Consider the following 22,308-nt stretch of genomic DNA (forward strand, 5'->3'; position numbering starts at 1 on the left):
TTTCGCTAGTAAGTCAGCAGGGCGCGGGCCACGCGCAATTCCGGGATGCCGATCGCCTTGGCGGCCAGCAGGAAAACCACGGTGCCGGACGCGAATCCGGCGGCGAGGGTGGCGATCTGCGCGACCGCCGGGGTACCGATCGTCGTGGTGGTGAGGAAGACGCTGGTCAGGGTGGTGGCCCCGGCCAGCACGGTGGCCCACACGACGCGCTGCGCGCTCGCCGCGACGACGGTGAATCCCAGTAGGCCGTGGCGGCGGCGCAGCAGCAGATGTCCGGTCACGGCCCCGGTGCCATACGCGAACGAGCTTGCGACACCGAGCATCACGACAACCATCGGGCCGGTGCACACCACCGCGGTCACGGCCACGACGGTGACCTTGGTGGCGACCATGACCAGATTGATGAGCGTCGGGGTGCGAGTGTCGCGGTAGGCGTAGAACACTCGCATCTGCAGCATCACCAGCGCGAACGGGGCCAGCCCGAAGGCCGAGCAGGCGATCGCGATCCCGATCAGGCGGGCCGCCTGCGGTTCGACACGACCGGTGAACACCAGGGTGGCGAAGGTCGGACCGAGCAGGCTCATGGCCATGCTGATCGGAATGAGGGCCGTGAACAGGTACCGGGCGCCCCGCGACAGATCGGCGAGCACCGCGCGATGGTCATGGGCAGCTGCCGCGCGGGAGATGCGCGGCATGAGCACCGTCAGCACCGAGACGGCCAGAATGCCGTAGGGGACCTGGAACAGCAGCTCGGCGTTGTTGTTGATGGTGACCCCGTCGTGGTCGAACGCGACCCGCATGGTGATGGCGACGCTGACCTGGCTGATCGCCGCGTACGCCAGCAGCCAGCCCACGATCGGCACGCCCACCCGGACCGGGCGCAGCGTGTACGGCAGCGGTCGTGCCCGCCAGCTCCACCGGAACCCGCTGTGCCGCAACGCCGCCACCACCCACGCGGCCTGGCCGACGATCCCGGCGGTGGTGCCGATCCCGAGGGTGAGTACCTGGGCGGTGGTCATGGAGCCGGGCGTCAGGGTCACCGGCCCCGGCAGCAGTGCGAACACCCCGCAGGTGGCCAGCACGATCACATTGTTGACCACGGGCGCCCACGCCGCGGTCGCGAAGCTGTCGCGGACATTGAGCACCGCACCCACCATGACGGCCACGCCGTAGAAGAAGATCTGTGGCAGCAGCAGATACGCCAATCCGGTGGCGAGGTGGCGCTGTCCGGCATCGGCGACGAAGAACCGCACGATCAGCGGCGCGCAGATCACGGTCAGTACGGTGATCACCGCCAGCGCGAGCACCGCGCCGACCATGACGCGCTGCGTGAATTCGCGAGAGTGCTTGCGCCCGTGCCGCCGTGCCCGCATCAGCACCGGCACCACCGCACTGGCCAGCACACCGCCCAGCAGCAGCTCGTAGATCATGTTGGGCAGATTGTTCACGCCGTTGTAGGCGTCCCCGACCGCCGCGGTCCCCAGCACCGCCGCCACCACGAGGGTGCGCGCGAACCCGGTCACCCGGCTCACCACCCCGGCGATGGCGACCGCACGTCCGGCCCGCACCAGTCCATCGGTGTCGGAACGGCCGCCTCCGGCAGGGGGTTTCGGTCCTCCGGGCGCTGTCGCGGTGCGGCCCTGTCGAATCGGTAACGGCTGCGTCTGAATCGGCAACGGCTGGGTTGCGAAGCTCCCGTAGTCGTTCACGGTCAGTCGGTTTCGGGGTGGTCGGGGATGCCCAGTCTGAGGTGTTCGATGTGGTAGACGGCCTCGTCGAGGAGCTGGGCCACGTGCGAGTCGTAGAGGCTGTAGACGATGCTGCGGCCGGTGCGGGTGCCGGTGACCAGGCCGAGATTGCGCAGCAGGCGTAGCTGATGGGAGACCGCGGACTGTTCCATGCCGACCGCTTCGGCGAGCTCGGTGACCGGTAACGCGCCCTGCCGCAGTTCGGTGAGGATCAGCAGCCGGCTCGGAGTGGCGAGGGCCTGAAGGGTATTCGCGATATGCGCCGCGGCATCCGCGTCCAGACGTGCCGCGGGGCGGTCGCGGTCCTCGACTCCGTGTCCCATGGTTTCGGAGCCTACCGGTGGCGGCGGGGCGTACCGTTGAGCATATATATGAAGACGTCTTCATGTGTTCTGCTATGGTTCCGGGGTTCCCGCCGTTCGCCCAGGAGGTCGTCATGAGCCTGACCGCTCCCGCTCTGATCGCAGCCGGAGCCGGCGTCGGCTTCGGGCACGCCGTGCTGCCCGACCACTGGGTGCCGCTCGCGGTCATCGCCCGCGCCCAGCGCTATCCGCTGCGCCGGGTACTACGGCTGTCGACCCTCGCCGGATTCGCGCATGTCGCGTTCTCGCTGATCCTGGGGGCGATCGTGATCGGCGTCGGCCTGCAGTTCCGTTCGACGGTCGAGCGCAACGAGGGGTTGATCGTCGGGGGACTGCTGATCGCGACCGGTGTCGTATTCGTGGTGCTGGAACTACTCGGCCGCGGACATGGGCACAGTCACGATCATGATCACGGCCACGGCCACGAGCACGACCATGACCACGGCCACAGCCATGGGCATGATCACGGCCACGGTCATTCGCACGGGCACGACCACGGCCGCCGCCGCAGTATCGACACCCTGGATCTCGCCGGTGACTCACCGGACCCGCACGGGCACAGCCGCAATCGGGTCACCCGCTTGCTCGCCTTCGCGGTGCCCTTCGGTGCCGCGGCGTCACCGGACCTGACGATCCTCCCGGTATTCCTGGCTGCCAGCGCGGTCGGCGTGACCGCCGCGATCGGCAGCCTGGTGGCCTTCTCCCTGGTCACCCTCGGCACGATCGTCGGCCTGACCCTGCTCGGCACCGTCGCGGGCTACCAACTGCGGGGCGCGTGGATCGACAAGAGCGCCAACCTGATCACCGCGGCCGTGCTCCTGATCATCGGCATCCTGATCGCCGCCGGCGTCATCTGACCCGACACTGCGGCGCGCGGTCCGCACCGAAACCACCGCGCAGCCAAGGGCAATGGCGACCAGAACGCACCCGGCCCACGGCGTCACGCGCAGCGCATCGCGGTCGACGAGGATGCCACCCAGCCCCGAGCCCACCGCGACGCCGACGTGCATGGCCGACACATTGATGCCGACGGCGGTATCCGCGAGCGGCGGCGCGGCGTGGATCAGATAGTTCTGCACGATCGGCGAGATCGACCAGCTGATCGCACCCCACAGCATCATCGCCGGAACGAACCAGACCGGCGCGGTCCCGGCGGCGGGCAGTAATGCCATGGCGCACAGGAATATCGCCGGGCAGACGCACAGGGCGCGGGCCGTACCGAGCCGATCCGACAACAATCCACCCAGCCAAGCCCCGGTCACTCCGGCGACGCCGAAGGCGACATAGAGCCCCTGCAATGCGGTGGGATTCGGGCGCAGGACGGCGTTCAAATAGGGCGTCAGATAAGCGAACAACGTGAAGTGCCCGCCGATCATCATGACGGACACCAATTGCGCCGCCACCAGCCGCCGATCGGTGAAAACCATTCGATAGGACCGATGTTCGCGCACCGCCGGGGGATTCAGCCGCGGCAACCGCCTACCGAGCCACCACATGAGCGGCACCACCGGCACCGCGATCGCGACGAACACCGCCCGCCATCCGCCCCATTCGGCGATCCGCATCCCGATCGGTACCCCGAGGACCAGCGACCCACTGATCCCCATGAACACGATCCCGATCGCCCGCCCCCGCTGCTCGGGCGTCGCCAACTCCGCCGCGAACCGGCTCGCAACCAGTACCAGCGTGGCGCAACTCCCAGCCATCACCACCCGCGCGACCATCAGACTCCCGTACCCGGGACTGGCTGCCGCCGCCAGATCGGCCACCGCGAAGACCCCGAGTGATGTCAACAACATCACTCGCCGCTCGACCCGCCCGACCAACGCCGCCGCCCCGAGCGCGACGATCGCGAACACCGCCGAGAACACAGTCGTCAACTGCCCCGCCGCCGCGATCGAAACCCCCAGCCCACCCGCAATCTCGGGAAGTATTCCGGCACAGATGTTCTCGGCGACCCCCGCCAGAAACACCCCCACCGCCAGCAGATAAACCCGCCCGTCCACCGAATCCCCTCCCACGTCGATCACGTGGGTTTCGCGTCATAGCGTCGGTTATCCCCGTACCCCCGCGACGCTATGCCGCCCCCGCCCCCCGAACAACCGACATACGTCACAAGGTCGGGGAGTACTCACTGCGGAGAATCGGACAAATCTCCACACTGACAACTCCCTGATCTTGATTTCTCGGGTGCTGTCGGTGCGGGCGGGCGCGGGCTGCGGGCGGGGGCGCGGACGCCGCCCACTAGGCTGGGGCCATTCCATAGTGGGCGTAATGAAGGAGACCAGGTGACCACGAACCGGATCCGGGTGGGTGTGCTCGGGGCGCGCGGCAAGGTCGGGCAGGCCATCTGTGCCGGTGTCGAGGCGGCTGCGGATCTGGAGTTGGTGGCGCAGGTCGACAAGGACGACTCGCTGGAGGCGTTCACTGCCGCGGGGACCGAGGTGGTTGTCGACTTCACCCATCCCGATGTGGTGATGCCGAACCTGAAGTTCCTGGTGGAGAACGGGATTCACGCCGTGGTCGGCACCACCGGCTTCGACGCCGGTCGGCTCGAGCAGGTGAAGGGGTGGCTGGCCGCCAAGCCCGAGGTCGGTGTGCTGATCGCCCCGAACTTCGCCATCGGCGCGGTGCTGAGCATGCGGTTCGCCGAGCAGGCCGCCCGCTTCTTCGACTCGGTCGAGGTCATCGAACTGCATCACCCGAACAAGGCCGATGCGCCCTCGGGCACCGCCTTCCGCACCGCCGGCCTGATCGCCGCGGCCCGAGAGAAGGCGGGCGTGGGCCGCAGCCCGGACGCCACCAGCCAGGAGTTGGAGGGTGCGCGCGGCGCGGACGTGGACGGGGTGCGCGTGCACTCGATCCGGCTCGCGGGCCTGGTCGCGCACCAGGAAGTCGTCCTCGGTACGCAGGGCGAGACCCTCACCATCCGCCACGATTCCCTGGACCGGACTTCGTTCGTGCCGGGTGTGCTGCTGGGTGTGCGCAAGACGCCGCTGCGCCCGGGCCTGACCGTGGGCATCGACCCGCTCCTCGACCTGTGAGCGCCCCCGCCGACAACAACACTCGCGAGGTCTACAAGCGGGTCGGCTTCATCGCCGCCCTGGTGCTGATCCTCGGGTTCTATTTCGTGCTGCTGGGCCGGATCGCGATCGACCTGATCACCTCCGGCAAAGTGGCCGCGATCCTGCTCGGCGTCGGCGTGCTCATCCTGCCGCTGCTGGGTGTTTGGACGGTCGCGACCAGCGTGCGCGCCGCCTTCGCCCATCAGCACCTGGCCCGCCGCATGCACGACGAGGGCGGCGAACTGGATGTCTCCGCGCTGCCGCGCCGCGCGTCGGGCCGCATCGAGAAGGACGCCGCCGACACGCTTTTCGAGCAGGTGAAGCAGGAGTTCGAGGCGGACCCGGAGAACTGGCGCAGCAATTACCGTGCCGCCCGCGCCTACGACTACGCGGGCGACCGCAGCCGGGCGCGCGAAATGATGAAGCGCGCAGTCGAATTGGAGCGCGCGGAACGCTCCGGCAAACGATAGCCCGGGTTTCGCGCGAAACCTGCCGGTAGCCTTTAGCCGGAGTAAAGTCCGGCCGGTGAAGTTCATGGTGGGTTATGCGCTCGCGGTGGCCTGCGCGGCGATGGGGTCGCCCGCGGCGGGATCGGGTGTGGCGCGGGCGGACGAGGCGCCCTCGTGTGTGGAGTACGACAACGGGTACAAGCTGGAGTGGCAGGCCAGCTGGGCGATCTTCGAAGCCGAACAGCAGAATCCGGACGACGGGCGCGCGGTGACCGAGGTGGATCTGCCGATCACCATCGACGCGCCGCTGGACAAGGTGTGGGACGTGTACTCCGATGTCAGCAAGGGCATCGGGCGGCACTCGTTCCTCAAGGACGTGATCATGCACCGCACCTGCAACGAGGACGGCGTGGAGATCCGGGATTTCACCGCGCTGGAAGACATTCCGATGGGCCCGGTCACCTTCCCCGGCCACACCCAGGCCGAGCAGCGGCTGCATCCGGACGAGCACTACTACACCTCCGACAGCTGGGACGTCCCGAACGTCACCACCCACCAGCTGATCACCTTCATCGACAACGGTGACGGCACCACCACCGTCAACGAGCACCTGCAGTTCGTCGCGGACGCGGCGCTCATCGACTTCACGACCACCAACGGTGTTGCCGCGCACATGGCTTCACAACATGCGGTCAAGGCCGATATCGAAAACGGCACGCTCTGAATCGATTACCTCCAGCACGGACGAATGTGGCCCGGAACCTGATGGTTCCGGGCCACATTCGTGTGCCGGTCGGCCGCGGCTCGCACTCCGAGGAGTCCGGCCACCCGTGACGGGCGGGCGCCGGTGAGAAGCGGTGTGCTCAGCGGGCCGTACCGGCATTTTCCACCGGGCCCGGGGATTCCGCGCGAATCATCCGGGCCGCAGGGGTTTTCGGTGTCAGGGCGCGGGGTGAACCGTGCGCCAGTGCTCGGCGATGTCGATGCGCCGGGCCAGCCAGACCTTGTCGTGCGACTGCACGTAGTCGATGAAACGTTCCAGCGACTTCGCGCGGGCCGGCTTGCCGATGATGCGGCAGTGGAGGCCGATCGACAGCATCTTCGGCGCGCCCGCGGCGCCCTCGGCGTAGAGCACGTCGAAGGCGTCCTTGAGGTAGGAGAAGAACTCCTCGCCGTTGGCGAAACCGGCGGCAGAGGCGAAGCGCATGTCGTTGGTCTCGAGCGTGTACGGCAGCACCAGCTGATCCTTGTCGCCGACCTTCACCCAGTAGGGGAGATCGTCGGCGTAGGAGTCGGAGTCGTACACGAATCCGCCGTGCTCCACGACCAGGTCGCGGGTGTTGGGCGAATCCTTGCCGGTGTACCAGCCCTTCGGCGCCTCACCGAACAGCTTGGTGATGATGCGCACGGCCTCTTCCATGTGCGCGCGCTCGGTCTCCTTGTCCACCTCCTGGTAGATGAACCAGCGCAGACCGTGCGAGCAGATGTCGTAGCCCAGGCGCTTGAACGCCGCCACGGCCTCCGGATTGCGCTCGAGCGCCCGCGCCACACCGAAGATGGTGAGCGGGATGTCGCGCTGCTCGAACATCCGCAGGATCCGCCAGAGCCCGGCCCGGGAGCCGTACTCGTACATGGTCTCCACGCTCATGTGGCGGTTCTGGAAGGCCACGGCCGGAACGATGTCCGGGGTCAGGAACGTCTCGGAGGCCGGATCGCCGTCGAGCGGGGTGTTCTCGCCACCCTCTTCGTAATTCAGCACGAAGTTGACGGCGATGTTCGCATCGCCGGGCCAGTGGGGATGCGGCGGGTTGGGGCCGTACCCAACCATGTCCCGCGGGTAGTTCACATCGGTCATGCCAGTTCATTCTCCAGCTCGGCACGCAGCTGCGCGCGGGCTTCATCGGTCAGGGTGCCGAACAGTCGCAGCCGCGCCATGCCGCCATCGGGGAAGGCGTCGAAGCGCACCCGCACGACCGCCTCGGCGGCGTCGATCAGGAAGCGGTGCCGGGTGTCGGGCTGCAGCCGGGTACGCGGCAGCAGTTCCACCTCGGAGCCGTCGGCGCGAATACCGGTCAGCGCGCCCGCGCCCGGGGCGTTGAACAGGAAGTACGAGGTGTCGATCTCCGCGGCGGTGATGACGCCCTCGGCGGCCAGCTGCACCAGCACCCAGTCGTTGACGGACTTGTCGCGACCGCGCGCGGTCTCCCAGCCGTCACCCATGCTGGCCGCGCGGCCCGGCATCAGGATGTTCTGCGGGTGCGAGAAGAAGATGTTCGAGCAGTCGGCGACCAGGCCGCCGTTCTCGATCGCGGCCAGGTCGAACGGGCCCGACTCCAGCCACGCGAGATCCGGCTTGGCGACGCCGTGCACGCGCAGGCGAGCGATGCCGCCGTCCGGGAACATGCGCAGGCGCACGTGGGTCCAGCGCTTGGCCGAGTCCACCGCGAACGGGTTCTTGGAGTCGCCCGCGACCTTGGCGCGCTCGACGATGGTGGTCCAGCCCTCGGCGGCGACCAGCTCCTCGGTCGACGGATGGCCTTCCACCGCAATGGCTTCCACGGTGATCTCGGGCGGGTAGTTGCCCTTGAACCACGCGGTGTCCACGACCACGCCCTTGATCACGCCGGGCACGCCCAGACGGATGATGGCCGAATCGCAGTCGTCCCCGGCGGGGTGATCACCGTTGTCACCGCGGCGACGGCGGGTCTCCCAGCCGTCGTACACCTGGCCCTTGTGGCCGAAGGTGGCGGGGGAGTAGGTGGCCGCCTGCGGGCGGATGAGGTTCTCGCGCTCGGCGAAGGACTCGTCGTTGGCCCACAGCACGGCGCCACCCAGGGTGCGCACGGCCAGGTCCGGAAGCAGCGTGAAGTCGTCGCTCATAGCGCCGGAATCTTCCTTTCTCGCAGTTGATGCAGTACGTCGACAGAGGCTTTGGGGGCGATGGCGGTGACATCGGCGGGATCGAATGCGCCGCATTCCAATCCGCGCAGCACCACGGTGGCCAGCGCCTGCGCGGTGGCGGGCTCGTCCATCACCGCGCCGCCCTGGCGATCCAGGTAGCGGCCGATACGCGGGGCGGCGACGCCGAGACCATCGCGGAAGAAGGCGAAGGTGGCCAGCCATCGGGTGACCAGGTGGCCGGCGCCCATGTCCCAACCCTGGTAGTAGCCGCGCTCGAGCGAGCGGGTGACCAGGCGGAAGTGCCGCGACACCGCCGCGCGCACCTCCTCGTCGGTGCCGATGGGCAGCACCTGGGTGGAGCCGTCGCACACCCACACGCCGGTGGTGGCCGCGGCGGCCTGCATGACGGCCTTGGCGTGATCGGCGACCGGGTGCTCCAGCGACTGGAACTTCGGGGCGATACCGAGCGCGGCGCTGTAATCGTAAGTGCCGTAGTGCAATCCGGTGGCGCGCCCGTTGGAGCGCTGGATCAGCTGCGACACCGGGGAGGAGCCGTCGGCGGCGATGATGGCCTGCGGGGACTCGATCTGCAGCTCGAACTTCAGCGACCCGGCGGGCAGCCCGTGCGCCTGCTCGATCGCCTCGCACACCTGCACGGTGAGGTCGGCCTGCTCGACGTGGCGAATCTTCGGCACGGTGAACACGAAGCCCTCGGGCACACCGCCCGCGCCTTCCAGAACCTTCTCCAGGGTGCGGATGGCGCGCGCCCACTCCAGGGTGGTCAGGCCCTTGGTGCGGATGCCGCGCGAACGCACCTCGGCCGGAAGGGCTTTCAGCACCGCACCGGCATTGAGGGCGGCGGCGTCCTCGATCTCGTCGCCGCGGGTGCCGTAGCCGTCCTCGAAGTCGAAGCGCAGATCCTGGATCGGGCGCTCACGCAGGGTCTCGATGGTGCGGGCCACCACGTCTTCACCGGCCAGGGCGACCAGCAGATCCCGCTGGCTCTCGGCGAGTTCCAGTGCGGCGGAACCCCATTCGCGGGGAGTGTCGACGGAGGCGTCCGCGCCGGATACGTATGCGGTGTGAATCGGCTGCCCCGGGCGATCACCCGGGTAGAGCCGCAGCAGCTCCGAATCGACAGCCTGCAAACGGGATTCGATCCCGCTCAATGTCTCCGGTGGCAGCGTCACGCCTGCGCCTCCCTTTCCTCGATGCCGAAATCGGCAAGCAATCCCACGTACGTTTTCGGTAGTGGGGCCGCGAATTCCCCGCGGCCGGACTTTCGCAACTTCATGGTGACCAGCGATTGCACGGTCAGTGTGGCGGCGGCGACGCCGTCCACCACGGGTACCCCGACCTCCTCGGTCAGGAATTCACACAGATCCGCCATCCCCGCGCAGCCGAGCACGACGGCGTCGGAGTTGTCGGCGGCCACGGCGTCGCGGCAGGCGTCGGCAATCACCTTGCGCGCCTTGGGATCCTCCAGTTCCAGCACCGGGATCTCGCAGGCGTGCACCTGGGCGCAGAAGCGTTCCATGCCATAGCGTTCCGCGAGTTCCCAGGCCCGGCCCGCGGTGCGGGCGAGCGTGGTCACCACGCTGAAGCTGCGGCCCAGATGACTCGCCGACTGCATGGCCGCCTCGGCGATGCCGATCACCGGACCGCGCGCCAGCTCACGCGCCGCGTCCAGGCCGGGATCGCCGAAGCAGGCGATGACGTAGCCGTCGACGCCCTCGGCCTCGCCCTTGGCGATCTCGGCCAGCAGGCCGGGCACCGACAGCGCCTCGTCGTAGTGGCTCTCGATGGAGGCCGGACCCATCTCCGGGTTGACGGCCTCGATCACCGTGCCGGGCGCGGCGACCGAGCGCGCGCTCTCCCCGATGAGAGCCGTCATCGCGGCGGTGGTGTTGGGATTGATAACCCGGATCCGCATGGGTCCACGCTATCGAACAGATGCAGCTTCGGGGTTGCTGGAACCGTATATGTTCGAACGGCCCTGGCTCAGGGGTTATATATCTTCTTCACCTGCGGGTTCGGCGAACAAACCGGTGTCCTGGGGCAGGTGTTCCAGAACACTGTTCAGCCGTGTGTGATGACCCTCGCTGGCCGCCAGCAAACCTTCAGCATCCCTCGCGAGGAAGGCCTGCAGCTGCTTGCTGTGGTCGGCGTGCAGCACCACGCGGTCCATGGTCGACACGTGCACCATCGGCTGCACGGGTTCGGTGATGTTCCAAGCGTATTCGAGCATGTGCACCACGCGCGGCATCCCCGACGGGCGCACCAGGGCGAGATGGAAGTTGCGGGTCTCGCGGTGATAGGCGATCGCGTCCTCGGTCAGCACCGCCTGCTCGAGGCGGGCGTGGATGTCGCGGGCCAGCTGATGATCGGTCTCGGTCGCGTTGTGCACGGCCGCCGCCATCGCCACCGACTCCAGGCGCTCGCGCACCACGTAGAGCTCGCGCAGCTCCTCGGAGGTGAGCATGGTCACCTGGTAGCCGAAGTTGGGGCGATGCTCGACCAGGCCCTCGCCGATCAAGGTCTGCAGCGACTCGCGCACCGGGATCGCGCTCACCGTGAACATGCGCGCCAGCTCGCCCAGGGGCATACCGGTACCCGGTGGCAGGTTGCCCTCCAGGATCAACCGGCGCAATTCGCCGAGAATCTCCTGCTGGGAGTAGCCGCGGCGGGCATCCAGGGGCGGGTTGAGCTGGGGCAGACGAGGTAGACGCGGGCGAGAAGGCACGGCCTCAACCCTAGCCCGTCGCCGAGTCGCTGCGTACGCCGTACCGGTCGGGGCCGCTCGCGCGGCGGGGTGTGGGTCGGATCTCGTCGGGGTCGTAGCCGAGGGCCTTGAGTGAAAGGCGATGCAGCGTTTCACGTTCCGCCGGGGTGAGGCGGTGCAGCAGCACATCGGTGGCTTCGAGGATCTTCGCGTCGGTCTCGGTGCGCAGCCGGTCGCCCGCGGCGGTGATAGTCAGACGGTATTTCCGGCGGTCCTCGGGGTCGCGGGTGCGGGTGACCAGTCCCGCCTTCTCCAGGCTGTCGATGAGCCGCACGACTTCGCTGCGGTCGATCTCCATGGCATTTGCCATCTCCTGCTGGGAGACCTCGGCGCGTTCGGACAGATAGGTCAGCACCCAGTGCTCGCGCAGGGGGGTTTCCAGTTTGGAGTGCATGGCCTTGTGCAGCTTGCCCAGCGTGTAGGTGGGGTATTGCAGCAGGCCGGCGGGGTGGAAGACGCCCGCGGCGGGAGGTTCGTCGGTCACCCGCTGATTATATCTATTGTTGAGTTGCTCAATCATTGATACTGTCTGCAATTGAGTCGCTCATCAACGATTGAAGGAGAGGTCCGATGACGCAAATGCGTTCGGACGCCACGACATCCGGCACCGGAGTGGCCGTCGCGCCACCCGCCGATTCCGACAAGATCCCCGCGCATGTCTGGCGCACCGCCGCGGTGGTGGTGTTCGGCGCGGTCATGGGCATGCTGGACACCTCGCTGGTCAATATCGGGCTGCACACCATCGGCGCCGACCTCGGCGCTTCGCTGTCGACCATCCAGTGGGTCGCCAGCGGATACCTGCTCGCGCTGGGGGTTTCGCTCACCGTGTGTGGGTGGCTGGCCCGCCGGGTCGGCGTGACCCGGCTCTGGATGGGAGCGCTCGTCGCGTTCACCATCACCTCGGGGCTGTGCGCCCTCGCGCCCACCGCGGGTTGGCTGATCGTGCTGCGCATCCTGCAGGGGCTATCCGCCGGACTCATGATTCCCGCAGGTCAGACCATCCTCGGGCAGGCGGCCGGGCCGCAGCGCATGGGCCGCGTCATGGGTGTGGTCGGCATCGCGGTGGTCGGCGCGCCCGCCATCGGGCCGACCATCGGCGGGCTCATGCTGGCCAACTGGAGCTGGGAATGGCTGTTCCTGATCAACATTCCGCTCGGGCTCATCGGGCTGGCGCTGGGTCTGCGGTACCTGCCGCGCACCGCCGGTACCGAGGTGCAGCGACTGGACGTGATCAGCGTGATCCTCGCAGGCGGCGGCGTGTCGGCCGTGGTGTACGGGCTGTCCGAGGTCGGCACGACCGGTTCGGCGACCTCGCTGTCGGTGTGGCTGCCCGTGGTGCTCGGCCTGGCCGGGCTGGGTGCGTTCGCCGCCCGCGCCCTGCGTGCCACCCGGCCGCTGCTGGACATCCGGCTCTTCGGTAACCGCGCCTTCCGTGCGGCCACCACCGCCGGATCCTTCGCCGGTGGCGCCATGTTCGGCGTGATGGTGTTGCTGCCCTTGTACTTCCAGGTCCTGCACGGCACCGGACTCATCCGCACCGGCGTCGACCTGCTCAGCTTCGGCCTCGGCGGCGTCATCATGCTGCCGCTGGGCGGACGGCTCACCGACCGCTTCGGCGGCGGCCGGGTCGCGGTGATCGGCAACTTCCTGATCGCCGCCGCGGTCCTCCCGCTGGCCTTCCTGCCGGTCGATGCCAACGGCATCCTGATCCAGTTGCTGCTGTTCGCAGCCGGATTGGCCACCGCCGTGGGCGCCATGCCCCTGGTGTCGGCCGCCTACGGCTCCGTCCGCCACGACCAACTGCCCGACGCGACCGCCCTGGTCAACATCATGCAGCGCGTCGGCGGTGCCATCGGCGTGGCAATCATCGCCGTGATCCTGTCCCGTGCAACAGCATCCGGCTGGGCACTGGTCACCGGCTACCACATCGCCTTCGGTGCGTTGGCCGTCCTGTCCCTCTGCGCCTCGGCCGCCTCGATGGTGCTCCGCAACCACCAGCGCCAGGCATAGTGGCCAACGGAACTGCCGCCGAACGACATCCGCGCGCGACACTGGAAAAGTGAACGATCCCAACCCCCTCGCATCCCGCAGGACCCGCGTCGAGCGGTTCCTGCGGGATCGCGGCGCGGACACCATCGCCCACCCCGGCGGCACCCTGCTGGCCCACCTCAACCGGGTAGCCGACACCCTGGCCGCCTGGGGGCACGACGCCGATCTTCAACTGGCGGGCCTGGCCCATGCCGTCTACGGCACGGACGGATTCGACCGCTGGCTGGTCGAACTATCGGACCGGGCAACGGTTGTCGCGCTGGTGGGGGAGCGCACCGAATCTCTCATCTACCTCTACGCCGCCTGCGATCGCAAGGCCGTCTACCCCCACATCGACGCCACCCCAACCGTTTTCCGCGACCGCTTCACCGGCACCGAATTCGAGCCCACCACCGCCGATTTCAATGCCTTTCTGGAATTGACGGTCGCCAACGAGCTCGATGTCCTCGCCCACAACCCGCAACTGGCCGCCGAGATCGGCAAGCCGCTCTACGACCTGTTCACTCGTGTCCGTCCCCATTTGACCCCCGCCGCGTGGTCCGCGTGCCAGCTGCAACTGGCACCCTGAAGCTTGTTCCTGTGCGGGACGCTGCTTTCGTCATGGCTACCGGGTTTCCGCCATGGTCCCGAAGTGGCCTGCGCGCCAAACGATCCGGAGCGCGATCTCGGTGATCCGCCAGTTGCCCTGGGTGTGCCGCAGTTTCGCGGTGACGACTCCGCCTGCGTTGAAGGACTTCTCGAGGAAGCCCGCGTCGGCGGGGCTGTCCTTCCAGAGGTGAATGGCCACGAGATTGGCTCGCACGGTGGCGGTTTCGCCGTCGATGGTGGCGTCGTGGCCGGTGGGGAGATGCTGGGTGGCCTCGAATCGGGCGAAGCTGTGGGCGTGGCTGTCGGCGATCTGCGCCGGTCCGGCTACGGTCGTGCCGTTCGGGCGGATGATGCGGCCGTCCTCGGTGAAGATTTCCCCGAAATGTTTGTGGTCGAAGTGCTTTTCGTCGAGTGCGCGGAAGTATCGGTCGAATACCTGGGTGATCTGCATGGCTTCCCCTTTCTCGGGTTCGCCACCCACGCTAGAACCTGACGTTACGTCAGTTTCAAGCCCTGATTCGAGTCATTGTTCGCGGAGGATCGAGGGGCTGGTCGCCAGGCGGAGCCAAGTGTCGCGCAGCCATTGTTCGTAGGCGGCCGTGTCGAAACCCAGGGTTCGGGTCATGAGGTTGTAGGAGTCGACCTGACCCAGGGGGCCGACGACGGTGATGATCCAGTCGAGGTCGGCTTCGGGGTGCAGGAGGCCGTCGGCATGCATCTTTCGCCAGATATCCGCGATGTGTTGCTGGGTGGCCGCGCGGCCTACCCGGCCTGCCTCGGCGATGACGGGCTCGCTGGCCTCGGCGGCGGCAGCGGCGGCGATCAAGGGGCCCGCGCGGTGCATGAGAGCGCTTGCGCCGCTGGCATATACGGCGATGCGTTCGTGCAGGGTGGGGGCAGTGACGGCGCGCTGCGACCAGTCGCGGTGGGCCAGGTCGATGTCGTCGGTGTCGCCGACGATCGCGACGTCGATCGCTCGTTTGAGGAGTTCGGCCTTCGAGCCGAAGCGCAGGTAGACGGTGCGGGAGCCGACCTCGGCGGCGTCGGCCACGGCGGCCAGGGAGGTGGCGGCGTAACCGTCGGTAATGAACAGGCGGGTGGCCGCGTCGAGGATCTTCCGCTCGGTTTCGGCCTTGCGGGCATCCCAGAGGGGAGATGTCTTCTTGACATCGCGGCTCATTCGCTGCATCCTTACTGCATCACTACAGTGATGCTGCACTATTACATCTGTACTGCAGAGGATACCAGCAATGATCCCCACTCTCGCCGGGGTGCATCACCTCAAACTTCCCGTTTCCGATCTCGCGCGCTCGATCGACTGGTACCGCACCCGGCTCGGCTACGAGGTCGGGGTCGAATTCGCCGAGCAGGGCGTCCTGAGGGGTGTCGCCCTGCATCACCCGGCCGGAGGGCCCATGCTCGGCCTCCGGCTCGACCCTGAAAGGGCTGCTGCTGCAGCCGGATTCGATTACTTCTCGATCGGCGTCCCGGATCGCCCGGCGATCGAGGCGCTCGCCGAACACCTGACCGGGCTCGGCGAATCCCATGCCGGAGTTCATTTCGCCACCATCGGCTGGATCCTGCCCCTGCTGCACGACCCCGACGGGCATGAAGTCCGCTTCTATACCGTCGAATCCCACACCGAACTCGGCGACGCAGCGCTCGTCGTCGACAACGCGCGCGAAACCGCCGACGAGCGCAGCCGCGAGCGGGCCTGAGTCGATCAGCGCCCGAAAAATCGCTGCCACCAACGCTGTTCGGTCGGCTGCGGCTCAGCCGGGGCAGCTGCCGCCGGTCGGCGTGCGGCTCGGGTCGCCTCACGTTCGGCTCGCCAGGTGGCGACCACCTCATCGGTCTTCAGTGGCCCGATCGGGACATGCGGGCCGCTCGGCATGCGCAGGTACTCGACGATGCGATCGTTGAGGGCGCTGACGACAGTGCGAACTTCCCTCTCGGACAGCAGATCTCGGACTGTCTCGTAGATTCGTTCGCGCTCCCGGCGCAGGATGATCGATTCCGGCAGCAGGCCGTCGGCGCTCGCGCCCTCGCGTTGCAAATAGTTTCGCAGCCACCAGTTCTCGTCGGCTGCACCGGCTGGGATGGGTTGGCCCGCGCCCTTCAGATTCTCGAATTCGCCGCGCTCGGTGGCCTCGCGCACCTGCTTGTCGATCCACGATTCGAAGGAGATTCCGGGCGGTTTGCGCTCGGTCATGACCCAATACTACAGGCTGTCGTTGAATTGCCGGGCCTACATCACAGCCCATCGTGACCGCCCGGGCAAGCCCCGGAAATGAATGTGAAGACGCCGCGCGTCAGACCGGATAGTCTGCTGTCCTGATCGACGCCCGGCACCGCCGACCTCCGGCGCTGCCGGGCGTCTTCTCGTTCCTTGGGAGGGGACACAATGTCAACTACCGACGCGGTCCTGCCGCCGGACGTCGTTGCGCCGGTAAGGGAACAGCGGCCGGTCACCGGGCACATACCGTTCGCCTGGCGGGGAGTGCTGGCCGTCTCGTTCGGATTCGCCGCCATCATGGGAATCGCGGCCGCGCGCATCAACTACTTCGGCGACGAGCTGTACTTCGTGGCGGCCGGACGGCGATTGGCCTGGGCGTACCCCGATCAAGGTCCGCTCGCGCCGTTCGTCGCGCACCTGATGGACGTCATCGCGCCCGGTTCGGTACTGGCGCTGCGCATTCCCGCGCTCGCCCTGATGGCCGCCGCGGCGATCCTTTCGGCCGCCACCGCCCGTGAGCTCGGCGCGGGGGCGCGCTATCAGATCCTGGCCGCCCTCGCCTACGCCGTCTCACCACTGGCTTTCGACCAGATACAGCTGATCACGCTCACCTTCGACATCCCGTTGCAGGCGTTGATCGTCTACCTGCTGATCCGCTGGGTGCGTACCCGCCAGGACTGGCTGCTGATCGCCGCCGGTGTCGCGGCCGCCGTCGCCTTCCAAGCCAAGTGGATGGTGCCCGGCGTGTGGGCGATGCTCGGCATCGGCGTGCTGGTGGCGGGCCCGCGCGAGGTACTGCGACGACCGGCCCTGTACATCGGCACCCTGATCATGGTGGCCGCCATGATCCCCGGGATCGTGTGGCAGACGCAGCACGGCTGGGTGGAATCCCAGATGACCGAGATCATTTCGCAGGAACAGCACGCCGCCAACACCGGCCCACTGATCTGCGCCGTCGAGATCGCCATCCAATGCGGGCTCATCGGCGGCATCCTCAGCCTATTCGGCCTGTGGGGCATGGTCCGCCTGGAAGCCCTGCGCCCCTACCGTTTCGCGTTCGTCGCGGGCCTGCTGTTGGTCGCCGTGGTGCTGGTCGAGAACGGCCGCTCCTACTACGTCGCAGGCTTCTGGCCCGCCCTGCTCGGCGCGGGCGCGTTCGCCCTCGGCACGGTCGAGGGTAAGCGCCTGGTCCGCCGCTGGATCACCGCCGCGGCCGTACTCTCGGCGGCCCTGTTCGCCGTGTGGATGACCTCGGTCCCGTTGTCCCGCAGCTGGATCCCGCTCCCCAAGAGCCTGACCACGATCTCGTCGCCCATCACCAACCAGGCCCAGTACTGGATGCGTGAATCCTGGTACGGCCCCGACGGCTACGCCACCTTCACCGCCGCCGTCAACGACGCAGTCCAAGCCCTCCCCGAATCCGAGCGCCCCAACACCGCCGTAGTCGCTGCCGCCTACGTCCAAGCCAGCGCCCTCGAAGAATTCGGCCACCAATACAACCTGCCCCCCGTCTACAGCCCCAACCGAGGCTGGGGCTACTTCGGCCCACCCCCGGACTCCGCCAAAACCATCGTCTACCTCTCCGTAGACGGCGTAGGCGACAAGGAATTCCTCTCCCAATTCGAATCCACCACCACCATCCAAAAACTCAACGACCCCAACGGCCTCCCCGGCCTACAACGCCTAATCACCGTCTACGTCTGCCACAACCCCAAACACCCTTGGGCGGACGTCTGGCCCAGCCTGCAGACCCTCACCTTCCCCAGCGGCATCTGACCAAGGTCGGGAGTACTCACTGCGGAATTTCGTCCGATTCCCCGCACTGAGTACTCCCGACCCTTTCAGAGGTACCAGTCATCGGGAGCGGGAATCGCACTGTTCCAGGCTGTTTCGAACTCGTGGGGGGTGATTTCCTGGGCCGCTAGGTCGGGGTCCCAGAGGTCGATCGGGGGATTGAGCGGGAAGTCTTCGAGGTCGGTGCGTACTGCTTCGCCGGTGTCCCGGATCTCGACCTGCCTGGTGCGATATCCATCGGTGATCTCGGTGAGGTAGTCGGCGGCGGGCACACCGCCCTCACCATCCCATCGCCGTTTGGTATGCAGCAGTGCACGATCCGCCATCACCCCGAACCCCGGCCGCAGACGCTGCGCATCCCGCTCCGCCCGCAACCTGTTCAGCGCAGCCTCGGACCGATCATCGATATCAACCTCCCGCAACCCCCGCTGCGCACGCTCGGCCAACAACTGCGGATCATCCACCACTGTTGTCTCGGCAAACGTCTCCACAATCTCCCGAGCCGACCGAGCCCGAACAACCCACCACAACCCACCCATCCCATAGTCATGACAAACCAGAAACCGCTGCCTGGGCACCTCATGACCGCTCACACCGACCCACCCTAGGCACACCTCCGACAAGGTCTCCTACTCGCTCGGCCGCGAGCACTGACGAGCGCGCCGATCATGCTGTTGGACTTGGGGTTTCGGTTCGGAGTGGATGGGTTCGGGTCGGTGTGCCTCGTGGTGGGGGTGGTCGGTGCGCGATACGCTCGGGTGATGCCGAGCCTGTTGATCATTCATCACACGCCGTCGCCGTTCATGCAGGAGATGTTCGAGGCTGTGGTGGCAGGAGCCACCGACCCGGAGATCGAGGGAGTGGAGGTGGTTCGGAGGGCGGCGTTGGCTGTCACGGCAACCGACGTGCTTGCCGCTGACGGGTACCTGCTGGGGACTCCGGCGAATCTCGGTTATATGAGTGGGGCGCTCAAGCATGCGTTCGACACCTTTTATTACCCGTGCTTGGACTCGACCAAGGGGCGGCCGTATGGGCTTTACATTCATGGGAATCAGGGGACCGAGGGGGCGGAGCGGAGTGTGGAGGGTGCTGCGACCGGGCTTGGGTGGGAGAAGGTGGCGGCGGCGGTGATCGTTTCGGGGAAGCCGGAGAAGAAGGATGTCGAGCGGTGTTGGGAGTTGGGGGCTACGGTGGCGGCTCAGTTGATGGGCTGAGTGGAGCGTTCTTCGAGGTCCCCCGAATTCTGGTGGCTGACACATCGGGTGGTGGGACCGTCATACTCGGGAGGACATTCGCTGAATGTCCGTTTGTGGAGTGTGGGAAGAGGTGACGGCCGCCGTGATGGCGCAAGAGTCGGGGATACGCCGGATTGGGCTGGTCGAGGACCATGAGTCGGTAGCGATCGGACTGGCGGCCATGTTGGCGCCGCAGGCCGATCTGGAATTGGTGATCACGGCGGGAACAGTCGCCGAATTGCTCGCGGCGGGGCCGAAACTGGATCTGGTGGTGCTGGATCTGCGGCTGGCCGACGGTTCGCAGCCGGAGGAGAACGTGCGGGCGCTGCGGGCGCGGGGGATCGAGGTACTGGTGTTCACCGGCGCCGACAATGCTTTCCTGGTGCGCGCCGCCGCCCGCGAGGGCGTGCTCGGCGTGGTCCGTAAATCGGAGGATGCCGCGACCGTGGTCGCCGCGGTGCGCCGCGCCGCACAGGGCGAACAGGTGGTGACCACCGACTGGGCGGCCGCCATCGACGGCGACCCGCAACTGCAGGATGTCGGCCTGAGCCCGCGCCAGCAGCAGGTGCTGCAGCTGTACGCCTCGGGTGAGAAGGCGTCGCGCGTGGCGCGCATGACCGGCCTGTCCGAACAGACCGTCAACGACTATCTGGGCCGCATCCGGCAGAAGTACGCCGACGCCGGACGCCCGGCCCCCACCAAGACCGACCTGTACAAGCGGGCCGTCGAGGACGGGTGGCTGCCTGTCCCCGAACGGAATCCGCGGGCATGACCGCCTCGGGCACCCTGGATTCGACGGCCGCGGTCCGGTCGATGCCCTCCCCGGCGGCGTTCCTGCAGCGCCTGCGCCGCGGGATCACCATGAAGGAGGACCCGGGCACCGCCGCCTACGACCGCATCATGCGGCGGCTCGGCATCTCGATCGGCATCGCGGGCGTGATCGTCGGCGGCGTCGAACTCCCGGAGGTCGCCGAACAGGGCAGTTACGGGCCCATGTGGTGGACGGTGACCGCGGTGCTGCTGGCCTTCGGCTGGTACCCGGTGATCGGTGTGGTCGCCGCCGTCTCGGGTCCGCGCGCCATCCGCTTCGTATCCGGTTGCGCCGCGGTCAGTTTCCTCGGCGCACTGGCCTCGATCCCGTTCGGGCTGCACCTGCACGCGATCGACGCCACCACGGTGTGGCCCTACCGGGTGACGCCGCTGGCGGTGACCGCCGCGGTCCTGGCCTGGCAGACCCGTCTGACGGTCATCTACCTGCTGGTCTCCGCCACCTCGGCGGCCGCCGCGACCTTGTACACGGTGCCCGCGTTCACGACTCAGCATGTGGCAGAGAACTTCCTGCGCGCCGTCGGCCTGTCCGCGCTGTTCGTCTGGTGTGGCGTCGCCCTCACCGGCGCTGCCGCGCGCGTCGACCGCGAGTCCGCGATCGCGAGCCGCCGCGCTGCCGCCCAGGCCGCTGCCCTGGCCCGCGACCGCGAACGCGCGCGTTTCGCCGCGCTCATCCACGACGCTGTGCTCTCTACATTGCTGGAAGCGTCCCGCGCCGGCACCCAATCCGATGTGCTGCAACGCCAAGCCGAACGCACCATCGAGCAACTCGACGAATGCCATGGTGAGCAACGAGATCCGGATCTGCTGGATGCCCGCTCGGCCGTGCTGTTCCTGCGCGCCGCGGTCCAGGAGGTCAATCCCGCTGTGCGTTTCGCCACCCGCACCTGGCCCGGCTACGACGACCTGCGCATGCCCGTGCATTCGGCCAGCACCATTGCGGCCGCCCTCACCGAGGCCGTGCGAAACAGCCTGCGGCACGCCGCCGTTCCGGGCCGTGAGGTGCGCCGCACGGTGACCGCCACGGTCAGCGCGGGCAGCATCCGCATCGTCTTCAGCGATGATGGCGCCGGTTTCGACCTGGCCGCCGTCTCCGCCGACCGCCTCGGCATCTCCATGAGCATCCTGGGCCGCATGCGCCAGCTGGCGGGCGGTTCCGCGTTCGTGGAAACTCAGCCGGGCGAGGGCACCACCGTGACCTTGGTATGGGGTGGCGATGGTTCCCGCTGACAACGCCGGTCTCGACCTGGATCCCCGCTTCGGCCTGCGTGATCTGCTCGGCCTGCGCGGCAGCGCCGCCTGGCTGTTCCTGCTGATCCTGGAAGCCGTGATCGCGCTGTACATGGTGCGCAATTTCGGTCAGTCCCCACCGTGGGCGGCCGCGGCGAGCATGGTGCTGATGCTCAGTGCCGGCGCCCTGGTCACCGCGATCCCGGTGGATCCGCTCCCGATTCCGGTGGCCCTGTACGCGGCCATCGCCCCGCCCGTCGCGACCACGCTGACCGTCATCACCCCCGAACACGATCTCGTGCACGAGACAGTGTGGTCGGCCTTCGCCTCGTCCTATGTCCTCGCGGTCCTGGTGCTGCGCGGCCGGATTCGCACCGCCTGGATCGGTGTCATCGCGGTCGCGGCCGTGCTGGTATCGCTCGGCCTGATCGGCGGGCACCTGCAGCCCGGCACCTTGGTCGGCTCGCTCATGCCGGTCGGCACGGTCACCGCGATCTCGGTGTTCACCGCCGTCATGCGCCCGATGCAGCGTTCCCTGCGCATCTTGCGCGAGGACGCCATGATGCGTGCGGCCGCCGAGGCGACCATGGCCGCCGCCGACAGCGAACGCTCCCGTCAGCTGGCCCGCCTCGACCGGGTGGCGCGCCCGATCCTGGAACGCATCGCCGATGGCGTGGAACTCAGCGCCGCCGAACGTGAAGAGTGCCGCCTGTTGGAGGCCGAACTTCGCGACGGCCTGCGTGCCCCGCAACTGGTGACCGATGAACTCAGCGGCGCCGCGCGCGGAGCCCGAGGTCGTGGCGTCGAGGTGATCCTGCTCGATGACGGCGGTTTCGCGGGTGTCCCCGAATGGGTTCGCAAGCGTGTGATCGATGCCGCCACAAAGGAACTCGATGCGACGAATTCCGGTCGCATCACCGTCCGCGTGCTACCGCTGGGCCGTCACGTGCTGGCCACCGTGCTGGCCACGGCACCCGATCAGGACCGGCGCACCGAGATCGACACGGACGGTCAAGTCACCACCATGACCGATTGATACCG

General features: G+C 67.7%; 24 protein-coding genes and 1 pseudogene. 12 read left to right on the forward strand and 13 right to left on the reverse strand.

The window, feature by feature from the left end; genetic code table 11:
- Positions 1-5: 5 nt before the first annotated feature.
- Both murJ and ACYVN4_RS33220 read right to left on the reverse strand, forming a co-directional pair.
- The gene (gene murJ, locus ACYVN4_RS33215; RefSeq protein WP_460725933.1) at positions 6-1,568 is read right to left on the reverse strand and encodes a murein biosynthesis integral membrane protein MurJ; all 1,563 of its coding nucleotides are present in this window, start codon (positions 1,566-1,568) and stop codon (positions 6-8) included.
- A 143-nt stretch (positions 1,569-1,711) separates the two neighbouring features.
- Entirely contained in the window at positions 1,712-2,071 is a 360-nt protein-coding gene (locus ACYVN4_RS33220; RefSeq protein ID WP_460725935.1) for an ArsR/SmtB family transcription factor, read from the reverse strand.
- 113 nt (positions 2,072-2,184) lie between these two features.
- On the opposite strand from ACYVN4_RS33220, the gene ACYVN4_RS33225 reads away from it, so the two are divergent.
- Complete coding sequence (locus ACYVN4_RS33225; RefSeq protein ID WP_460725937.1) at positions 2,185-2,967, forward strand: hypothetical protein; 783 nt, start codon at positions 2,185-2,187, stop codon at positions 2,965-2,967.
- Between the two features lie 177 nt (positions 2,968-3,144).
- On the opposite strand, the pseudogene ACYVN4_RS33230 reads toward ACYVN4_RS33225, so the two are convergent.
- Positions 3,145-4,140 (reverse strand): annotated as a pseudogene (locus ACYVN4_RS33230) (MFS transporter); the annotation flags it as partial.
- Between the two features lie 258 nt (positions 4,141-4,398).
- Here ACYVN4_RS33230 and dapB point away from each other — a divergent pair.
- The 3 genes from dapB to ACYVN4_RS33245 are packed head-to-tail and all read left to right on the forward strand — an operon-like array spanning position 4,399 to position 6,348.
- Complete coding sequence (gene dapB / locus ACYVN4_RS33235) at positions 4,399-5,154, forward strand: 4-hydroxy-tetrahydrodipicolinate reductase (RefSeq protein WP_460725939.1); 756 nt, start codon at positions 4,399-4,401, stop codon at positions 5,152-5,154.
- Positions 5,151-5,645 (forward strand): hypothetical protein, encoded by a 495-nt coding sequence (locus tag ACYVN4_RS33240; protein ID WP_460725941.1) that lies wholly within the window; start codon positions 5,151-5,153, stop codon positions 5,643-5,645. The genes dapB and ACYVN4_RS33240 overlap by 4 nt, the downstream gene beginning before the upstream one ends.
- A 55-nt stretch (positions 5,646-5,700) precedes the next feature.
- Positions 5,701-6,348: an SRPBCC family protein gene (locus ACYVN4_RS33245; protein ID WP_460725943.1), complete on the forward strand. Its 648-nt coding sequence runs from the start codon at positions 5,701-5,703 to the stop codon at positions 6,346-6,348.
- Between the two features lie 216 nt (positions 6,349-6,564).
- Here the strand turns inward: ACYVN4_RS33245 and puuE are convergent, their stop codons facing one another.
- From puuE to ACYVN4_RS33275, 6 genes are all read right to left on the reverse strand, one after another.
- Positions 6,565-7,479, reverse strand: coding sequence for an allantoinase PuuE (gene puuE, locus ACYVN4_RS33250; protein ID WP_460725945.1), 915 nt, complete (start codon positions 7,477-7,479; stop codon positions 6,565-6,567).
- Positions 7,476-8,504, reverse strand: a complete 1,029-nt coding sequence (gene alc / locus ACYVN4_RS33255; RefSeq protein WP_460725947.1) for an allantoicase — start codon at positions 8,502-8,504, stop codon at positions 7,476-7,478. The genes puuE and alc overlap by 4 nt, the downstream gene beginning before the upstream one ends.
- Entirely contained in the window at positions 8,501-9,715 is a 1,215-nt protein-coding gene (locus ACYVN4_RS33260; protein ID WP_460725949.1) for a DUF6986 family protein, read from the reverse strand. Before ACYVN4_RS33260 ends, alc begins: the two co-directional genes overlap by 4 nt.
- A complete protein-coding gene (locus ACYVN4_RS33265; RefSeq protein ID WP_460725951.1) occupies positions 9,712-10,458 on the reverse strand; it encodes an aspartate/glutamate racemase family protein in 747 nt (248 codons plus the stop codon). Before ACYVN4_RS33265 ends, ACYVN4_RS33260 begins: the two co-directional genes overlap by 4 nt.
- A 75-nt stretch (positions 10,459-10,533) precedes the next feature.
- Positions 10,534-11,268: a GntR family transcriptional regulator gene (locus ACYVN4_RS33270; RefSeq protein ID WP_460725953.1), complete on the reverse strand. Its 735-nt coding sequence runs from the start codon at positions 11,266-11,268 to the stop codon at positions 10,534-10,536.
- 10 nt (positions 11,269-11,278) lie between these two features.
- On the reverse strand, positions 11,279-11,791 hold the full coding sequence (locus ACYVN4_RS33275; RefSeq protein ID WP_460725955.1) for a MarR family winged helix-turn-helix transcriptional regulator: 513 nt from the start codon (positions 11,789-11,791) through the stop codon (positions 11,279-11,281).
- 86 nt (positions 11,792-11,877) lie between these two features.
- Between ACYVN4_RS33275 and ACYVN4_RS33280 the strand changes: the two genes are divergently transcribed.
- Together ACYVN4_RS33280 and ACYVN4_RS33285 are read left to right on the forward strand one after the other, a co-directional pair.
- Positions 11,878-13,317 carry a DHA2 family efflux MFS transporter permease subunit gene (locus ACYVN4_RS33280; protein WP_460725957.1) on the forward strand — a complete coding sequence of 480 codons (1,440 nt, stop codon included), beginning with the start codon at positions 11,878-11,880 and terminating at the stop codon, positions 13,315-13,317.
- Between the two features lie 49 nt (positions 13,318-13,366).
- Positions 13,367-13,924 (forward strand): DUF6817 domain-containing protein, encoded by a 558-nt coding sequence (locus tag ACYVN4_RS33285; protein ID WP_460725959.1) that lies wholly within the window; start codon positions 13,367-13,369, stop codon positions 13,922-13,924.
- Positions 13,925-13,960: 36 nt separating this feature from the next.
- Here the strand turns inward: ACYVN4_RS33285 and ACYVN4_RS33290 are convergent, their stop codons facing one another.
- Together ACYVN4_RS33290 and ACYVN4_RS33295 are read right to left on the reverse strand one after the other, a co-directional pair.
- Entirely contained in the window at positions 13,961-14,395 is a 435-nt protein-coding gene (locus ACYVN4_RS33290) for a nuclear transport factor 2 family protein (RefSeq protein WP_460725961.1), read from the reverse strand.
- A 72-nt stretch (positions 14,396-14,467) separates the two neighbouring features.
- Complete coding sequence (locus tag ACYVN4_RS33295; RefSeq protein WP_460725963.1) at positions 14,468-15,124, reverse strand: TetR/AcrR family transcriptional regulator; 657 nt, start codon at positions 15,122-15,124, stop codon at positions 14,468-14,470.
- A gap of 70 nt (positions 15,125-15,194) precedes the next feature.
- On the opposite strand from ACYVN4_RS33295, the gene ACYVN4_RS33300 reads away from it, so the two are divergent.
- Entirely contained in the window at positions 15,195-15,662 is a 468-nt protein-coding gene (locus tag ACYVN4_RS33300) for a VOC family protein (protein WP_460725965.1), read from the forward strand.
- Between the two features lie 5 nt (positions 15,663-15,667).
- On the opposite strand, the gene ACYVN4_RS33305 is transcribed toward ACYVN4_RS33300, so the two are convergent.
- A complete protein-coding gene (locus ACYVN4_RS33305) occupies positions 15,668-16,156 on the reverse strand; it encodes a DnaJ family domain-containing protein (RefSeq protein ID WP_460725967.1) in 489 nt (162 codons plus the stop codon).
- 192 nt (positions 16,157-16,348) lie between these two features.
- On the opposite strand from ACYVN4_RS33305, the gene ACYVN4_RS33310 reads away from it, so the two are divergent.
- On the forward strand, positions 16,349-17,956 hold the full coding sequence (locus ACYVN4_RS33310) for a glycosyltransferase family 39 protein (protein ID WP_460725969.1): 1,608 nt from the start codon (positions 16,349-16,351) through the stop codon (positions 17,954-17,956).
- A 65-nt stretch (positions 17,957-18,021) separates the two neighbouring features.
- On the opposite strand, the gene ACYVN4_RS33315 is transcribed toward ACYVN4_RS33310, so the two are convergent.
- Positions 18,022-18,438 carry a hypothetical protein gene (locus ACYVN4_RS33315; RefSeq protein WP_460725971.1) on the reverse strand — a complete coding sequence of 139 codons (417 nt, stop codon included), beginning with the start codon at positions 18,436-18,438 and terminating at the stop codon, positions 18,022-18,024.
- A 297-nt stretch (positions 18,439-18,735) separates the two neighbouring features.
- Between ACYVN4_RS33315 and ACYVN4_RS33320 the strand changes: the two genes are divergently transcribed.
- The 4 genes from ACYVN4_RS33320 to ACYVN4_RS33335 all read left to right on the forward strand — a co-directional run bounded on the left by ACYVN4_RS33320 (position 18,736) and on the right by ACYVN4_RS33335 (position 22,303).
- Positions 18,736-19,188 (forward strand): flavodoxin family protein, encoded by a 453-nt coding sequence (locus ACYVN4_RS33320; protein ID WP_460726817.1) that lies wholly within the window; start codon positions 18,736-18,738, stop codon positions 19,186-19,188.
- Between the two features lie 85 nt (positions 19,189-19,273).
- Complete coding sequence (locus tag ACYVN4_RS33325; RefSeq protein WP_460725973.1) at positions 19,274-19,981, forward strand: LuxR C-terminal-related transcriptional regulator; 708 nt, start codon at positions 19,274-19,276, stop codon at positions 19,979-19,981.
- Positions 19,978-21,267: a sensor histidine kinase gene (locus ACYVN4_RS33330; RefSeq protein WP_460725975.1), complete on the forward strand. Its 1,290-nt coding sequence runs from the start codon at positions 19,978-19,980 to the stop codon at positions 21,265-21,267. Before ACYVN4_RS33325 ends, ACYVN4_RS33330 begins: the two co-directional genes overlap by 4 nt.
- Positions 21,254-22,303: a hypothetical protein gene (locus tag ACYVN4_RS33335; RefSeq protein WP_460725977.1), complete on the forward strand. Its 1,050-nt coding sequence runs from the start codon at positions 21,254-21,256 to the stop codon at positions 22,301-22,303. The genes ACYVN4_RS33330 and ACYVN4_RS33335 overlap by 14 nt, the downstream gene beginning before the upstream one ends.
- Positions 22,304-22,308: the final 5 nt, after the last annotated feature.

This window comes from Nocardia heshunensis (assembly GCF_054782115.1).

Coding starts and splice junctions, on each gene's coding strand:
- ACYVN4_RS33310 (WP_460725969.1), top strand. CDS start 16,349: ATGTCAACTACCGACGCGGTCCTGCCGCCGGACGTCGTTGCGCCGGTA.
- alc (WP_460725947.1), bottom strand. CDS start 8,504: ATGAGCGACGACTTCACGCTGCTTCCGGACCTGGCCGTGCGCACCCTG.
- ACYVN4_RS33295 (WP_460725963.1), bottom strand. CDS start 15,124: ATGAGCCGCGATGTCAAGAAGACATCTCCCCTCTGGGATGCCCGCAAG.
- puuE (WP_460725945.1), bottom strand. CDS start 7,479: ATGACCGATGTGAACTACCCGCGGGACATGGTTGGGTACGGCCCCAAC.
- ACYVN4_RS33300 (WP_460725965.1), top strand. CDS start 15,195: ATGATCCCCACTCTCGCCGGGGTGCATCACCTCAAACTTCCCGTTTCC.
- ACYVN4_RS33225 (WP_460725937.1), top strand. CDS start 2,185: ATGAGCCTGACCGCTCCCGCTCTGATCGCAGCCGGAGCCGGCGTCGGC.
- ACYVN4_RS33320 (WP_460726817.1), top strand. CDS start 18,736: ATGCCGAGCCTGTTGATCATTCATCACACGCCGTCGCCGTTCATGCAG.
- ACYVN4_RS33265 (WP_460725951.1), bottom strand. CDS start 10,458: ATGCGGATCCGGGTTATCAATCCCAACACCACCGCCGCGATGACGGCT.
- ACYVN4_RS33325 (WP_460725973.1), top strand. CDS start 19,274: ATGTCCGTTTGTGGAGTGTGGGAAGAGGTGACGGCCGCCGTGATGGCG.
- ACYVN4_RS33280 (WP_460725957.1), top strand. CDS start 11,878: ATGACGCAAATGCGTTCGGACGCCACGACATCCGGCACCGGAGTGGCC.
- ACYVN4_RS33305 (WP_460725967.1), bottom strand. CDS start 16,156: ATGACCGAGCGCAAACCGCCCGGAATCTCCTTCGAATCGTGGATCGAC.
- ACYVN4_RS33290 (WP_460725961.1), bottom strand. CDS start 14,395: ATGCAGATCACCCAGGTATTCGACCGATACTTCCGCGCACTCGACGAA.
- ACYVN4_RS33330 (WP_460725975.1), top strand. CDS start 19,978: ATGACCGCCTCGGGCACCCTGGATTCGACGGCCGCGGTCCGGTCGATG.
- ACYVN4_RS33335 (WP_460725977.1), top strand. CDS start 21,254: ATGGTTCCCGCTGACAACGCCGGTCTCGACCTGGATCCCCGCTTCGGC.
- ACYVN4_RS33220 (WP_460725935.1), bottom strand. CDS start 2,071: ATGGGACACGGAGTCGAGGACCGCGACCGCCCCGCGGCACGTCTGGAC.